At 73.3% G+C, this 14593-nt stretch carries 14 protein-coding genes; 7 read left to right on the top strand and 7 right to left on the bottom strand.

The window, feature by feature from the left end; genetic code table 11:
- Positions 1 to 67: 67 nt before the first annotated feature.
- On the bottom strand, positions 68 to 1000 hold the full coding sequence (locus ACFVYI_RS11260; RefSeq protein ID WP_387883515.1) for an IclR family transcriptional regulator: 933 nt from the start codon (positions 998 to 1000) through the stop codon (positions 68 to 70).
- Positions 1001 to 1393: 393 nt separating this feature from the next.
- Between ACFVYI_RS11260 and ACFVYI_RS11255 the strand changes: the two genes are divergently transcribed.
- The 3 genes from ACFVYI_RS11255 to ACFVYI_RS11245 are packed head-to-tail and all read left to right on the top strand — an operon-like array spanning position 1394 to position 4575.
- A complete protein-coding gene (locus ACFVYI_RS11255) occupies positions 1394 to 2707 on the top strand; it encodes an extracellular solute-binding protein (RefSeq protein WP_387883513.1) in 1314 nt (437 codons plus the stop codon).
- 45 nt (positions 2708 to 2752) lie between these two features.
- Entirely contained in the window at positions 2753 to 3730 is a 978-nt protein-coding gene (locus tag ACFVYI_RS11250) for a carbohydrate ABC transporter permease (RefSeq protein WP_387883511.1), read from the top strand.
- Positions 3727 to 4575, top strand: a complete 849-nt coding sequence (locus ACFVYI_RS11245) for a carbohydrate ABC transporter permease (protein WP_387883509.1) — start codon at positions 3727 to 3729, stop codon at positions 4573 to 4575. Before ACFVYI_RS11250 ends, ACFVYI_RS11245 begins: the two co-directional genes overlap by 4 nt.
- A gap of 198 nt (positions 4576 to 4773) precedes the next feature.
- Here ACFVYI_RS11245 and ACFVYI_RS11240 read toward each other — a convergent pair whose 3' ends face one another.
- From ACFVYI_RS11240 to ACFVYI_RS11230, 3 genes are all read right to left on the bottom strand, one after another.
- Entirely contained in the window at positions 4774 to 5622 is an 849-nt protein-coding gene (locus ACFVYI_RS11240; RefSeq protein ID WP_387883507.1) for a VOC family protein, read from the bottom strand.
- A gap of 75 nt (positions 5623 to 5697) precedes the next feature.
- Complete coding sequence (locus tag ACFVYI_RS11235) at positions 5698 to 6336, bottom strand: alpha-ketoglutarate-dependent dioxygenase AlkB (protein ID WP_387883504.1); 639 nt, start codon at positions 6334 to 6336, stop codon at positions 5698 to 5700.
- Positions 6337 to 6425: 89 nt separating this feature from the next.
- Positions 6426 to 7916 (bottom strand): MFS transporter, encoded by a 1491-nt coding sequence (locus ACFVYI_RS11230; RefSeq protein WP_387883501.1) that lies wholly within the window; start codon positions 7914 to 7916, stop codon positions 6426 to 6428.
- 115 nt (positions 7917 to 8031) lie between these two features.
- Between ACFVYI_RS11230 and ACFVYI_RS11225 the strand changes: the two genes are divergently transcribed.
- Together ACFVYI_RS11225 and ACFVYI_RS11220 are read left to right on the top strand one after the other, a co-directional pair.
- The gene (locus ACFVYI_RS11225) at positions 8032 to 8520 is read left to right on the top strand and encodes a MarR family winged helix-turn-helix transcriptional regulator (RefSeq protein ID WP_387883498.1); all 489 of its coding nucleotides are present in this window, start codon (positions 8032 to 8034) and stop codon (positions 8518 to 8520) included.
- 164 nt (positions 8521 to 8684) lie between these two features.
- Complete coding sequence (locus ACFVYI_RS11220; protein ID WP_387883495.1) at positions 8685 to 9320, top strand: hypothetical protein; 636 nt, start codon at positions 8685 to 8687, stop codon at positions 9318 to 9320.
- 90 nt (positions 9321 to 9410) lie between these two features.
- Here ACFVYI_RS11220 and adhP read toward each other — a convergent pair whose 3' ends face one another.
- Positions 9411 to 10424 carry an alcohol dehydrogenase AdhP gene (gene adhP / locus ACFVYI_RS11215; RefSeq protein WP_387883493.1) on the bottom strand — a complete coding sequence of 338 codons (1014 nt, stop codon included), beginning with the start codon at positions 10422 to 10424 and terminating at the stop codon, positions 9411 to 9413.
- Positions 10425 to 10769: 345 nt separating this feature from the next.
- Between adhP and ACFVYI_RS11210 the strand changes: the two genes are divergently transcribed.
- Positions 10770 to 11171: an SHOCT domain-containing protein gene (locus ACFVYI_RS11210; RefSeq protein ID WP_387883491.1), complete on the top strand. Its 402-nt coding sequence runs from the start codon at positions 10770 to 10772 to the stop codon at positions 11169 to 11171.
- Positions 11172 to 11327: 156 nt separating this feature from the next.
- Here ACFVYI_RS11210 and ACFVYI_RS11205 read toward each other — a convergent pair whose 3' ends face one another.
- A complete protein-coding gene (locus tag ACFVYI_RS11205; RefSeq protein ID WP_387883488.1) occupies positions 11328 to 11582 on the bottom strand; it encodes a LapA family protein in 255 nt (84 codons plus the stop codon).
- A gap of 213 nt (positions 11583 to 11795) precedes the next feature.
- On the opposite strand from ACFVYI_RS11205, the gene ACFVYI_RS11200 reads away from it, so the two are divergent.
- A complete protein-coding gene (locus tag ACFVYI_RS11200) occupies positions 11796 to 12947 on the top strand; it encodes a DUF2254 family protein (protein ID WP_387883485.1) in 1152 nt (383 codons plus the stop codon).
- Positions 12948 to 12960: 13 nt separating this feature from the next.
- Here ACFVYI_RS11200 and ACFVYI_RS11195 read toward each other — a convergent pair whose 3' ends face one another.
- Complete coding sequence (locus tag ACFVYI_RS11195) at positions 12961 to 14574, bottom strand: amidohydrolase (RefSeq protein WP_387883482.1); 1614 nt, start codon at positions 14572 to 14574, stop codon at positions 12961 to 12963.
- Positions 14575 to 14593: the final 19 nt, after the last annotated feature.

Raw genomic sequence — 14593 nt, 5'->3', positions numbered from 1 at the left:
CGGTGCCTTCCCAGGCACCGGACCTCGTCTGCTTTCCCGGTGGAGCCGGACTCTCCGGACCGCCGCGTCAGCCGGACTGGCGGTCGGAGCCGAGCTCGCGGGAGATCCGCAGGCCGACCTGGGCGACCACCGGGCCGAGCGAGCGGACCCGGGCGGCGGTCATCCGGGAGGTGAGACCGGAGACCGAGAGGGCGGCGGTCACTTCGCCGGTGTGGTCGAAGATCGGGGCGGCCACGCAGCGGACCTCCGGCTCGTTCTCCCGGTCGTCGATCGAGTAGCCGCGGGCGCGGATCCGGGCGAGGTCGGCCCGCAGGTGCGTCTCGTCGGAGATGGTCCAGGCGGTGACCGGGCGCAGTCCGGCGGCGACCACCTCGGTGACGGCCTCGTCGGGCAGCCAGGCGAGGATCGCCTTTCCGGTCGCCGTGCAGTACGCGGGCGCCCGGCTGCCGACCCGGGAGGCCATCCGGACATTGGTCTCGTCCTCGACCTTGTCGAGGTAGACGATGCCGGGGGCCTGCCAGACGGTCAGGTGGACGGTCTCGCCGGCCTCGCGCTGCAGGCGCCGCAGGTGCTCGGCGGCGACGCTGCGCAGGTCCAGGGTGGACAGGTAGGCCTGGCCGAGGCGGAGCGAGCCGTGGCCGAGGCGGAACCAGCCGGTCTCCCGGTCGCGGTCGAGCAGGTGCTCGTCGAGCAGCGGGCCGGTCAGTCGCAGCACGGTGCTCTTGTTGAGGCCGAGCGCCTCGGAGAGTTGGGCGAGCGGTACGCCGCGCCCGTTGCCGTGGTCACGGACGTGGCCGAGGACGGCCAGCGCGCGGCGCAGCGAGGACGACTGGTTGCGGTCGGAGCCCGCCGCCTTCTTCGCGGCGGTCGCGGCAGCCGTGGCAGTCGCGGTCGCCGTGGCCGGTGCGGCCTTCGGCGGCTGCGCGCCGTCGTCCGGCGTGCCCTCGGCGCCGCTCTCCGGACCGGCCGGCCGGGCCTGCGAATCGGCCGGGCCGGCCACTGGTCCGACCTCTGACCCGGGCTCCGATCCGGCCTGTGGCCGGGCCTGCGACCCGGTCGCCGTCTCCGTCATCGGTCCGTTCCCCTCTCGTTCCACCGCCGGGCTGCGACGGTGGTCAGACCGTACCCCTTCGCACCGCGTTCACCGATTCTTCGATACACCGTTGTGCAGTGCAAAACTTCACGAACGGCCTCTTGTTGCTCGCGAGCGCCCCCGCCTAACGTCCCTGGCATCGAGCAGGCGACGCGGCCCACCCGAGCGGTCGCTCTGCCGTACCCCCACATCAACGCGTTCACGCACCCACCATCGGCCCCGGTCAGGGCCTGCTTCGACGTGCCCGTCCCCAGCGGCGCACGTCCCGGCGGCAGCTGTCGGGAGGGGAGGTCTCCACCCATGCGACTCATCGGACGAACCGCCGCGGCCACCGTCCTCGCCGCCACCTGCCTCGCGGCGACCGCCTGTTCGCCCGGCACCGCGCTGCCGGCCGGCGACAAGGCCGGTGACGACCGGACGGGCACGCTGCGGGTCTGGCTGTACAACGAGGCCGGCAACGCGGCGAAGGAAGCGGTGATCAGCAAGGCGATCACCGAGTTCCAGGCCTCCCACCAGGGCGCCACCGTCGACATCAGCTACATCGACACCGACGCGTCGGCCCGGGCCGCCAAGATGAAGGGCGCGTTCAACGACCCGAACAGCGCCCCGGACCTCGTCGAGTTCGGCAACACCGACCTCCCCGGCTACGTCGCCGCCGGCGGCCTCGCCGAGATCGGCGCCGACCTCGACGCGTGGAAGGACAAGGGCGACCTCGACCCGGCGATCGCCAGGACCGCGGTGCTGGACGGCAAGACCTACGGGCTGCCCTGGTGGGTCGGTGTGCGGGCGCTGTACTACCGCACCGACCTGTTCACCGAGGCCGGACTGAGCGCGCCGAAGTCCTACGACGAGCTGGTCGCCGCCAACCAGAAGATCCACGCCGCGCACCCGGACACCTTCGGCATCGCGGTCGGCGGCAAGTACACCTTCGGCGCACTGCCGTTCGTCTGGGACGCGGGTGGCGACATCGCCACCAAGGACGGCTCCGCGTTCAAGGCCGCGATCAACTCGCCCGCCGCGCAGACCGGCATCAAGCGCTACACCGACCTCTTCGGCGCCGACGGCTGCCCGGCCCAGCAGTGCGCCGACCTCACCGGCGGCAAGACGGTCGACCTCTTCGCCGCGGGCAAGTCCGCGATGGCGATCCTGCCCAACTCCAGCCGCAGCAAGGTCGATGCGGGCCCGGTCAACGGCAAGTACGGGGTCGTCCCGCTGCCCGGCGGGAAGCCCGGGTCGATCGCCCCGGCGTTCGGCGGCGGCAACAACCTCGGTGTGATGAAGGCGGCCAAGCACCGCACCCTCGCGGTCGAGTTCGCCGAGCTGCTGGCGAGCCCCGCGTACCAGGAGCAGATGTACGACGCGATGGGCAACCTGCCGACCCTCAAGTCCGTCAACGACAAGGTCGCGGCGAAGGACGCCTTCCTGAAGCCGTTCACCGACACCATCGCGGCCGGCACCAGGTTCGTTCCGCTGGACCAGGCGTGGGCGCAGATCGACGCGCAGGCCGTCATCCCGACGATGCTCCAGCAGATCGTCACCGGAAAGGCGGACGTGGCCAAGGCCTCCGGTGACGCCGCCACGCAGATCACCTCGGCCTTCGCGGCCGCCCACTGATCGCAGGCCCCGAGCGAGCAGGCCCCGAGAGAGCAGGTCCCGTACGTGTCCGCACCCACCACGACTGCCCCGGCGGCGCCGACTTCCCCGAGCGGGCGTCGTCGGGGCACCGGCCCGGCCGCGCCCCCGCGCGGCCGCCGCCGCCCACCGCTGCTGCTCCTCCTGCCGGCCGCGATCATCATGATCCCGCTGGTGGCCTACCCGATCTACCAGCTCGGACTGCTGTCGGTGCTGGACTTCGGGCAGGCCCAGGCGTCCGGGGGAGTGCCCACCAGCTTCGTCGGCTTCGGCAACTACGAGAAGATCCTGAGTGACGGCCAGTTCTGGTCGGTGCTCACGCAGACGATCGGCTTCGCCGCCTTCTGCGTGGTCGCCACGCTGGCCGTCGGCGCCACCCTCGCGGTGCTGCTGACCAGGGTCGGCCGGGTGGCCCGGCTGGTGCTCACCACCGCCGCGATGGCGGCCTGGGCGGCGCCGGCGATGACCGGGTCGACGGTGTGGAGCTTCCTGTTCGACACCAACCTCGGCCTGGTCAACAAGACCCTGGTCGACCTCGGACTGAGCGGCTTCCACGAGTACAACTGGTTCTACGACAAGTGGACGGCGTTCCTCATCGTCGGTGCCGTGGTGGTCTGGCACTCCTTCCCGTTCGTCATGGTGACGCTCTACGCGGGCATCCGGGCGATCCCCGAGGAGATCCTGGAGGCCGCCGCCCTGGACGGCGCCAACACCTGGACCACCTTCCGCCGGATCACCGCCCCGATGCTCCGGCCGATCCTGACCGTCGTGGTGATCCAGTCGGTCATCTGGGACTTCAAGGTCTTCACCCAGATCTACGTGATGACCGAGGGCGGCGGCATCGCCGGGCAGAACCTCGTGCTCAACGTGTACGCGTACCAGAAGGCGTTCGCCTCCTCCCAGTACGGGCTCGGCGCGGCCATCGGCGTGATCATGCTGCTGATCCTGGTGATCCCGACGGTCCTCTACATCCGCACCCTGCGACGGACGGGGAATGAACTGTGAACGCCCGTAGCCGCTGGCGGTTCGCCGCCAACACCACCGCGGTCCTGGTGGCCGTCGTCACCGCCTTCCCGATCTTCTGGATGGTGCTGTCGGCCTTCAAGCCCAAGGGCGAGGTGCAGTCGCTGGACCCCAGGCCGTGGACCGCCCACCCGACGCTGGAGAGCTTCCGGCAGGTGCTGAGCGTCGACGGGTTCGGTCGCTACTTCCTCAACAGCCTGGTCATCGCACTCTCGGTGGTCGTGCTGTCGGCGGTGGTGGTCTTCCTGGCGGCGGTGGCGGTGACCCGCTTCCGCTTCCGGTTCCGCACCACCATCATGGTGATGTTCCTGATCGCCCAGATGATCCCGGTCGAGGCGCTGACCATCCCGCTGTTCTTCATGTTCCGCGACGCCGGCCGGGTGGCGCCGGGCATCGGCCTCAACACTCTGGCCTCGCTGATCCTGGTGCAGCTGGCCTTCTCGCTGCCGTTCGGCATCTGGATGATGCGCGGTTTCGTGGCCGCCGTCCCGGTCTCCATCGAGGAGGCCGCCCAGATCGACGGGGCGAGCCGGGCCCGCATCCTGTGGCGGATCCTGCTGCCGCTGGTGGCCCCCGGTCTGGCCGCGACCAGCGTGTTCTCCTTCATCGCGGCGTGGAACGACTTCGTCTTCGCCAAGACGTTCATCATCAGCGCCACCGACAACCAGACCCTCCCGTCGGCGCTGCTGGTCTTCTTCAAGCCGGACGAGAACGACTGGGGCGGCATCATGGCGGCGTCCACGCTGATGACCGTGCCGGTACTGATCTTCTTCATCGCGGTGCAGCGCAAGCTGGTCTCCGGACTGGCGGGTGCGGTGAAGGACTGAGACCGCGACGAAGGGGCCGGTGCGGGTGACAGCGTCCGATCACGGAGGTGGGGTCCGTGCGCCGGGACCGTGCCGACGGGCGACCCGCCCGGAACGCCGAGACGGTGGGCCCGGCCCGCCGTCTCGGCACCGGCGTTCGCGCCCGTCGGACGGTGTCCCGCGGGGGGCGGCGCTCTCCGGAGGGGTGGGGCCGGCGGCTCAGGCCGCCCTCGCCGGACCGGCGGGATCGCCGGGATCGTCCGGTGCGGTCGGGGTGGCCGCTTCGGTCGGCGTGGCCGGCTCGCCCGGCGGGACGGAGATCAGGGTGAACACCGCCCCGCCGTCGTCGCGCACCACCGCGAGCCGCCCGAACGGCGTCGGCTCCGGCCCGTCCAGCACGCTCGCGCCGAGCCGGACCGCCCGTTCCACCACCCGGTCGGTGTCCGCCGCCCCGAAGTACACCGCCCAGAACGCCGGCGGGCCGTCCGGGTCGATGCCCGGGTCCCCGCCGATCCCGCCGACCGGCAGCCCGCCGACCCGGAACACCGTGTGGTCGGCCGCGGCGGCGTCGTACCCGTAGTCGAAGACCCGCCGGTAGAAGTCCCGGGCCGTGTCCGGATCGGGGGAGAGCTGATCGTTCCAGGCGACGGTGCCGGGTTCGTTCACCAGGCCAGCGCCCGGATTGAGCCGTCCCTGCCAGAGGCCGAACACCGCACCGAGCGGGTCCACCGCGAGCACCCCGCGCGCCTGGTCGGGCACCTCGAACGGCTCGAAGACGACCAGGCCGCCCGCCTCCTGGACCAGCCCGGCCACCCGGTCGGCGTCGTCCGCCGCGAGGTAGGTCGTCCAGGCCGGCGGCCCCTGCCCGTCGACCGCCCGGCGCGGCCTGATCCCCGCCACCTGCACCCCGCGCACCGTCGCCACCAGGTACTCGTCACCCACCGGTCCGGTCGCCACGTACTCCCAGCCGAACAGGCCGCCGTAGAACCGTCGTGCCCGTTCGACGTCCGGCACGGCCAGTTCGACCCAGCACGGGACGCCCTCGTGGTACCTGCCGGCCTTCGGCATGCCGTCCTCCAAGCCCAGGCGGACCCCTCGGCAAGCCTCCGCGACCCCCGCGACCCCGGCAACCGGGGCGCCCGCTCAGGCCACCCCGCGCGGCCGGAACTGGATGCTGATCCGCGGCCCCACCGGCCGGGCGGTCTTCGCGACGGCGTGCTCCCAGGTCCGCTGGCACGACCCGCCCATGACCAGCAGGTCCCCGTGCCCCACCGGGTGCCGGACGACCGGCCCGCCGCCGCGCGGCCGCAGCAGCAGTGCCCGGGGCTCGCCCACCGACACGATCGCGACCATGGTGTCCTCGCGCTCCCCGCGTCCGATCCGGTCGCCGTGCCAGGCCACGCTGTCGCGCCCGTCCCGGTAGTAGCAGAGCCCCAGCGTCCGGAACGGTTCGCCCAGCTCCGCCGCGTAGTGCGCGCTCAGCGCGGCCCTGGCCTCGCCCAGCAGCGGGTGCGGCGGCGCGTCCCGCTCCCCGTAGGACGCGAGCAGCCGCGGTACCTCCACCATCCGCTCGTACATCTCCCGCTGCTCCGCCCGCCACGGGACCTGGGCCGCCAGCTGTTCGAACAGCCCGGCAGCCCCCCGCACCCACCCCGGCAGCACGTCCACCCAGGCCCCGGCCCCCAGCACCTCCCGCCGCACCCCCGTGAGCGGCCCCAGCACGGCCCCGCCCCCGTCGGCGTCGTCGAACAACGAGGGCTGGAGGTGAACGGTGCTCTGCATGGATCCAGCCTACGCCGCTATCGAACACCTGCTCGAATATAGCCCCCCCTCCGGGTGCGCCGGCGCAGCGGGCGGCTCCCGGCCGGGGTTCACACGGCGGCGTGCCGGGCGTCGGCGGCGGCATCGGTGGTGATGCCGTGCTGCTCCTCCTCGGGCCGGCCCTTCTTCGGCAGCAGGAAGCTGATCGCGAGGAAGGCCACCAGCAGGCATGCCTGGACGACGAGGGCGTGGTGGTAGCCGGTGGTGAAGTCGCCGGCCTCGGCCCGGGCGAAGAACACCGAGCCGAAGACCGCGACACCGATCGAGCCGCCGATGGACTGCACGGCGGACAGCACCCCCGAGGCGGAGCCGATCTCGTGGTCGTCGACCGCGGCGAGGATGAAGCTGAACAGGGCGGCGATCACCATGCCCGCGCCGATGCCGCAGACGGCCACGCCGGGGGCGATGTCCCCGATCGAGAACGACGCCGGGTCGAGGCCGTCGAGTTCGAACCAGAGCAGTGCCGCGCCGGCCAGCTGGACCAGCGGGCCGATCTGCAGGACCGCGCGGCCGATCCGGTCGGCGAGGACCGCGCCGCTGACCGCGCCACCGATCGCCGTGCCCACCGCGAGCGGCAGGTTCCCCAGCCCCGCGTCACCGGCGGTGAAGTGCCGGCCGACCTGGAGGTAGAGGGTCAGCACGAGCTGCGTGCCGACCAGTCCGCCGAAGAACAGCGCGATGCCGCCGAGTCCGACGGTGAAGGCCGGCTTGCGCAGCAGCCCCGGGGTCACCAGCGGCTCACGGCCCGTCGCGGCCGTGCGGCGCTGCTGCAGCGCGAACAGGGCGAAGCCGACGGCCGAGGCGGCCATGCAGAGCCACGTCCACAGCGGCCAGCCGTCCTGCTGCCCCTGGTTCAACGGCAGGACCAGCAGCGCGCAGGCCGCCGCGACCAGCGCCGCGCCGGCCAGGTCCACCCGTACCGAGCGGTCGCCCGCCTTCTTCGGCACGAACCGCGCGGCGACGATCAGGGCTGCGACGCCGATGGGCAGGTTGACCAGGAACACCGACCGCCAGCCCAGGCCGAAGAAGTCGCCCTCGATGAGGAAGCCGCCGAGGACCGGCCCGATGATGCCGCCGAGGCCGAGGACGGGGCCGAAGACCGCGAAGACCTTGGTGAGCTCCGGGCCGGAGAAGTTCTCGCGCAGCAGGCCCAGCCCCTGGGGCAGGAGCATCGCCCCGGCGGTGCCCTGCAACAGCCGGAAGGCGATCAGCGACCCGATGTCCGGTGCCAGCGCGCACAGCAGCGAGGTGGCGGTGAAGGCAGCCAGACCGATCAGGAACATCCGGCGGCGCCCGTAGCGGTCACCGAGCCGGCCGCCGAGCACGAGCCCGGCTCCCAGGGTGAGCGCGTAGCCGCCGATGACCCACTGCAGTCCGACGGAACCGGCGCCGAGGGACTCCTCCAGGGCCGGGCCGGCGACGTTGACGATCGACGCGTCCAGGAGATCCATGATCTCCGCGACGAGCATGGCCACCAGGATCAGCCATCGCCACCGGTAGGGGCCGGTGCTCTCGTCGGTGGTGGGGGACGGGCTGTGCATGCTCGATACCTCCATGGTGAAGTAATTCCATCATGAAGGTAAATTGATGGCGATAGGTTGTCAAAGCGGCCGTCGACGCGGACCGTGCGGCAGGAGTGAAAGGTGGCGGGCCTCCATGGCGGAACCGATGCGCGACAGCGTGGCGGCGCAGCGCGAAAGGCTGATGGAAGGGCTGAGGATCTACGGCGGCCACTACGCCGAGCTCAGCCGACGCTTCGCGGCCTGGCTGGGCCTGCACTCCACCGACGCGACCGCGGTGCTGGAGATCGCCGCCGCCGAGGAGCGCGGGACCCCGCTCTCACCGGCGCGCCTGAGCGAGCGCATCTCGCTGTCCACGGGCGCCACCACCGCGCTGCTGAACCGCCTCGAAGCGGCGGGGCACGTCACCCGCAGCCGCGAGCACGCCGACCGGCGCGTCATCACGCTGCGCAGCGGCCCGCACATCCAGGAGCGCGCGGACGAGTTCTTCGGGCCGCTCGCCGGCCGTCTGGACGCTGCGATGTCCCACTACCCGCCGGAGCTCCTGGAGCGGTTCGAGTCCTTCGTGACCGACCTGAACGCCACCATGGACGCCCATCTCGCCGAGCAGGGCACGGGTGCCTGACGGGCACCCCGCGCTCCGCGGCGGCACGGGTGCCGGTCCGCCCCCCGGCGGCCCGGGCCTGTTCGGCATCGGGCGCGGCGGTATGAACGGTCCGATCGTATCGGCGTCAAGTGCGGGGGTTTGCAGTGGCTTTCGGTAGGGACAAGCCCGTCGAGGAAGCTCCGGTGCTCCCCGTCGGCTGGGAGCGGGTCCGGGACTTCGTCGTCGGCAACACCGAGCGCCCCGTCACCGCCAGGCGCACGACGCCGACGTTCGGACCGCTCGCCGTGCGCGTCCCCAGGAACGGCACGGAGCGCCGGGTCTTCGCCCCCTGCGCGTTCATCGGCCGGGAGGGCGAGCGGGCCGCCCTCTACGAGGACGCCGCGTGCCGGCTCCTGCTCTGCGTCATCGACGGCGGCGGCCGGGAGGCCGGCGCCGAGCGGCACCACGACGTGCACGACGCGCAGGGCGCGGTCATCGGCACGCTGCGGCGGGTCCCTCCCCGCGCCCGCCCGTTCAAGCACGGCTGGCGCATCGACCAGCCCGGCCGTCCGCCGGTCCTGGGTCGCAACGAGTGGGTGAGCGGGAATGCGAAGGACATCGCCGCGCGCGTGGTCGAGAAGAGCCTTTTCGGGGCGCTCGACGCGCTCACGAGCCTCGGGGCGGAGGGCGGTGACCGGCCCGCCAGGCCCCGCACGCTGGAGTGGCGGGCCGAGGACGAGGTCGTCATGGTGTCGGAGGGCAGCGAGAAGGTCACGGTCAAGGCGGACTGGCTCGACCGCCGGCTGGCCTTCGCCTTCGCCCTCGTCGGCGACCGCTGAGCCGGGCCGCCGCTCGCCCGACCGTCGGGCCCGACCGCGCCGGCCTGCTGCGACCGCCGTCCGCACCGACCGCACCCGTCGGGCGCGGCGTCAACGCAGGTCGAAGACCAGGCGGGCCGAGACCTTGCCGGCGAGCACCTCGTCGAAGCAGGTGTTGACCTCCTCCAGCCGCCGGGTCTCGCGGATGACGCGGGTGCGGCCGAGGGCGTGCAGGCGGAAGACCTCGGCGAGGTCCTGTCGGGTGCCGACGATCGAGCCGATCACCTTGGTGCCGTTCAACACCGTCTCGAAGACCGGGAGTTCGAGCTTCCCGTTGGCCGGCAGGGCGACCAGGACGAGCGTGCCGCCGCGCCGCAGCGATCCGTACGCGGCCTGGAACGAGGCGTTGCTGACGGCCAGTGCGACGGCCGCGTGGGCGCCGCCGAGCCGCTGCACCTCGGCGGCGACGTCCTGGGTCCGGGCGTCGAGGACGTGGTCGGCGCCCAACTCCCGGGCCAGCGCGAGCTTGTCGTCGGTGACGTCGACGGCGATCGTCTCGGCGCCGGAGATCCGCGCGTACTGCAGGGCCAGGTGGCCCAGCCCGCCGATGCCGGAGACCAGGACCCGCGTCCCGGGGCCGGCACCGGACACCTTGAGGGCCTTGTAGGTGGTGACTCCCGCGCAGGACAGCGGTGCGGCGTCCAGCGGATCGATGCCGTCCGGCACCGGGATGACGTAGTCGCCGTGGGCGAGCGCGTACTCGGCGTAGGCGCCGTCCACGGAGTAGCCGCTGTTGTGCTGCCGGAGGCAGAGCGTCTCCCAGCCCGACACGCACTGGTCGCAGCGGCCGCAGGCGTCGGCGAGCCAGGCGATGGCGACCCGCTCGCCGACCTGGACGTGCCGGACCAGGGCGCCGGCCGCCTCGACGACGCCGACGCCCTCGTGGCCGGGGACGAAGGGCGGTGCGGGCTTGACGGGCCAGTCGCCGTGCGCGGCGTGGATGTCGGTGTGGCAGAGGCCGGAGGCCTCGATCCGGACCAGTACCTGGTGCGGCGCGGGAGCCGGAACGGGGCGGTCCTCGATCACCAGCGGTCGGGTGAAGTCGTGCACGACGGCGGCCTTCATGGCTCTCCTTCGGTTGCTCGCTCTCGGTTGCCCGCTGTGCCGGCGGCGGCGCGCGGGGCGCAGTCGCCAGCAGCTTCACCCGCCGGGGTGAGCGGCCGCAGTCGGGGCTGGTCCGAACGGGTGCGCTTCGCCCGGATCGGGGCCGGACGGGTTTGGCGGGCCCTGGTCCGGATGGGGCGCAGCGCCGCCGAGCCGGGTCGGTCGATGCCCGAGGACGCCGTTCGACTTCCGGCATGCGGTGGTTGAATTGCGGTGATATGACTCGTTTGGCTGCCGTCCATCTCGGGGCGGCGCGGTTCACCGCGTGGCCGCCGACGGTCGGTCGGCCGGCGGGAGGAGGACACCGTGGACGACTACCCGTTGCTCAACCTGTTCTGGACGATGCTGGAGCTCTTCCTGTTCATCCTCTGGTTCTTCCTGCTCTTCAAGATCATCTCGGACATCTTCCGCAGCCATGACATGGGAGGCTGGGGCAAGGCCGGCTGGCTGATCTTCGTGATCCTGCTGCCCTTCCTGGGCGTGTTCGTGTACCTGATCGTGCGCGGCAGATCGATGGGCGAGCGTGACATGGCGCAGGCGAAGCAGGCGGATGCCGCGTTCAAGGCGTACGTCAAGGAGGCGGCCGGCACCGAGGGCGGCGGAGCGGGTGGCCACGTCGACGAGCTGGCCAAGCTCGCGGACCTCAAGAACAGCGGTGCGATCTCCGAGGAGGAGTTCCGGAAGGCGAAGGAGAAGCTGCTCGCCTGACGCCGGGCCGCGCCGGCGGGCCGGGGGCCTCTGCCCACGGCCCGCCGAAGGGCATGCCGGGTCGCGTCGAGGGGGCCTCCCAGCTACCGGAGCCGGACCTCCCGGTTCCCCGGGCAGGGGCCGGGGCAGGGGCCGGGGCAGGGGCCGGGGCCGGGGTCAGACCTTGGCCCGCCGGCGGCCGACGAAGTACCCGATGACCAGCCCGGTCGCCAGCGTCACGGTGAGGACCGCCCACAGCGGCAGGGTGACGGTGGCGACCCACAGGGTGATGGAGACCGATCCGGTGTTGGCTGCGATGAACCAGACGGCGAGGACCGCGAGGACGGCGACCCCGATCGTACGCAGCCGCACGTCGCGCCCCTTGACCGTGACGGTCGGCGGACGGTGCGGCGGAGGAGTGTTCTGCGCCATGCTCCCAGTATGGTGCGGCCCGCGGACCGGGGCCCGTTCGGAGCAGTCCGCCTCTCCGGATCCACGTCCGCCCCGGCCGTCCGGGAACACCGCCGGATCGGCGCCCCGAGGGCGAGCCGGTGCCGGCGGGCCGACGTGAGACCCCGGTCCGCGCTGCGCCGCCGGCGTCGGGTGCGCGCGGGCGCCAGCCAACTGTTCGGTCTTCTGGCGGGGTTGGCCCTCGGAGTCGCACTGCCGCGGATCTCCGGCGGGCCGATGGTGCCGGCCGGCCCCGTCACCGAGCTGGTGCTCGCCCTGGGGCTCGGGCTGCTGGGTGCGATCGCCCTGATCTTCTCGCTGCTGTTCCTCGTCGTGCAGTGGGCCGCCACGACCTTCACCCCGCGCCTGACGCTCTTCCGCGACGCCCCGATCGTCTGGCGGACCTTCGCCCTCACCATCGGGCTGGTCGTCTTCTCCCTCACCGCGGTCGTCGCCACCGGCGACCGCACGGAGGTCTCGGCGGCCGTCCTCGTCTGTGAACTCGTCCTACTGCTCATGCTGGCCGTCCTGCTGCGGAACCTCCAGCTCAGGGCCTTCACCGCGATCCAGCTGGCCGAGGTGATCGCCTCGATCGCCGAGCGCGGGCACGCCATCCTCGACGGGTTCTACCCCGACTCCGGTGCGGCGCCCCGCAGGGGGAGGATCTCCACGGCAGGCACGGAGCCCGGCGCCGACGCCCTGCCCGAGCTGCGCTCGACGGTCCGCTGGCCGCACCCGCCGGCAGTGCTCCAGCAGGTCGACATCGACCGGCTGCTCCGGGCCGCCGGCGCCGCCGACGCGGTCGTCGTCCTGCCGCACTCCCCGGGCACCACCCTGCGCCGGGGCGCCGTCGTCGCCCAGGTGCACGGCGGGGAGGTGGCGGCCGGCGCCGTCCTCGACGCCCTGGTCACGGGCAAGGAACGGACCCTGGAACAGGACCCGACCCTGGCGCTCCGGCTGCTCGCCGACATCGCGCTGCGGGCGCTCTCGCCGGCCGTCAACGACCCGGCCACGGCGGTCCAGGTCCTGGAGGTCCTGGAGGACCTCCTGAGTCGGCCCGCCGCCACCCCGGCCGCCGTCGTGCGGGTCCACGACGACGACGGCACGGTGCGGGCGGTCGTCCGGCTGCCCGGCTGGGAGGAGGTCCTGCGCTCCACCGTCGACGACCTCGTGGTGGTCTCCCTCGCGTCCCCGATGGCGCTCGCCCGGATGCGCGCCCTGCTGCGCCACCTCCTGGCACCGGCCCACGAGGACCATCGCGGCGCGATCGCCCTCCGGCTGGGCTGGCTCGACGAGGGGGAGGCCGCCCGCTTCCGCCAGCTGCGACAGGAGCGCGAGGAGCCCTGAGCGCCCCGCGCGGTCAGTGGGTTCGGCGCCCGCCCAGCCAGGTGCCGAGCACCGCGGTGCCGGCCAGCTCGCCGACCGGCACCGCGTACGGGTCGGCGGCGAGGTGCACCAGGTCGGCGCGGAACCCGGGCCGCAGCACGCCCCAGGCGTCCTCCTCGAAGGCCTGGTGCGCGACGCCCGACGAGTACGCCGCGAGTGCCTCGGCCAGGCCGATCCGCTCCTCGGGCAGCCAGCCACCGGACGGCAGCCCCTCGGGGGTCTGCCGGGTGACGGCGGTGGCCAGGCCGGCCAGCGGCTCGTACCGGGTGACCGGCCAGTCGCTGCCGAAGGAGATCCGCGCACCGCTGCGCAGCAGGGCGGCGATCTGGTACTGGCGGGCGCCGCGCTCGGGGCCGATCCGGGGGAGGGTGAGTTCGGTCATCAGCGGGTCGGGCTGCGCCCAGAGCGGCTCGAAGTTGGCGATCACGCCGAGCTCGGCGAACCGCGGCAGGTCGGCCGGGTCGACGAGTTGGACATGGGCGAGCACCGGGCGGCGGTTGCGCGGGCCGTTGCGGCGGGCGGCGGTCTCGACGGCGTCCAGGGCGATCCGGACGCCGTGGTCGCCGATGGCGTGGATGTGCGCCTGGAAGCCGAGGGCGTCGACCGCCGTGACGGCGTCGGCCAGCTCCTGCGCGGTCCAGTTGGCGACGCCGTGCGACTGCGGGCAGTCGGTGTAGGGCTCCAGCAGCGCGGCGGTGCCGGATTCGAGGACGCCGTCGGCGAAGAACTTGACCGCCCGCGCGCTGAGCTGGCCGGCGCCCCCGGCCTCGATCCGCGCCCGGTCGGCGACCAGCACCGGCAGCCGTTCGCGCCAGCCCCCGGGGGCCAGCAGCAGCCCGAGGCCGGCCCGGACGGCGAGGCGGTGGCCGTCCGCGACCGCGGCGAGCCAGATGTCGACCTGCGCGGGCTCGACCCAGGCGTCCTGGACCCAGGTGATCCCCGCGGCGGCGAGCGCGGAGGTGGTCCCGCGCAGCACGGCCACCTGGTCGGCGAGCTCGGGCGGCGGGACCAGGGCCCGGACCGGGTCGAGCGCGCCGAACTCGCGCAGGGTGCCGAGCGGGCTGCCGTCGGGTCGGCGGACGATCTCGCCGCCCACGGGCTCGGGCGTGGCGGCGGTGTAGCCGACCCGGCGCAGTGCCTCGCTGTTGGCCCAGCCGGTGTGGTGGTCCATGGTGCGCAGCAGCACGGGCCGGTCGGGCACGACGGCGTCCAGCAGGGCGGCGTCGAACAGCCCGCCCTCGGCGAGCCAGGGGTCGAAGGCGTCGCCGGTGATCCACTCGGCCTCGGGGTGCTGCTCGGCCCAGACCCGGACGGCCTCGACGACCCCGGCCAGGTCGGTGCAGTCGCGGACGGGGACGCCGCGCAGGCCGATGCCGCCGATCAGCGGGTGGACGTGGCCGTCGCCCCAGGAGGGCAGCAGGGCGCCGCCGGCCAGGTCGACGGTCTCCGTCCGCCCGTCGCGCAGGGCACGGGCGGCGTCGCCGAGGGCGGTGATCCGGTCGCCGGTGACGGCGAGGGCGTCGGTGGCGGGGCTGGCGGGGTCGCCGGTGTGGATCCGGCCCCCGGTGAAGATCGTGTCGGCACGCATGCGGAGGTGCGTCCTCTCG

Source organism: Kitasatospora sp. NPDC058218, assembly GCF_042882445.1.
Taxonomy (GTDB): Bacteria; Actinomycetota; Actinomycetes; order Streptomycetales; family Streptomycetaceae; genus Kitasatospora.
The sequence above is the reverse complement of the archived record's forward strand: the minus strand, read 5'-3'. Positions and strand labels throughout refer to the sequence as shown.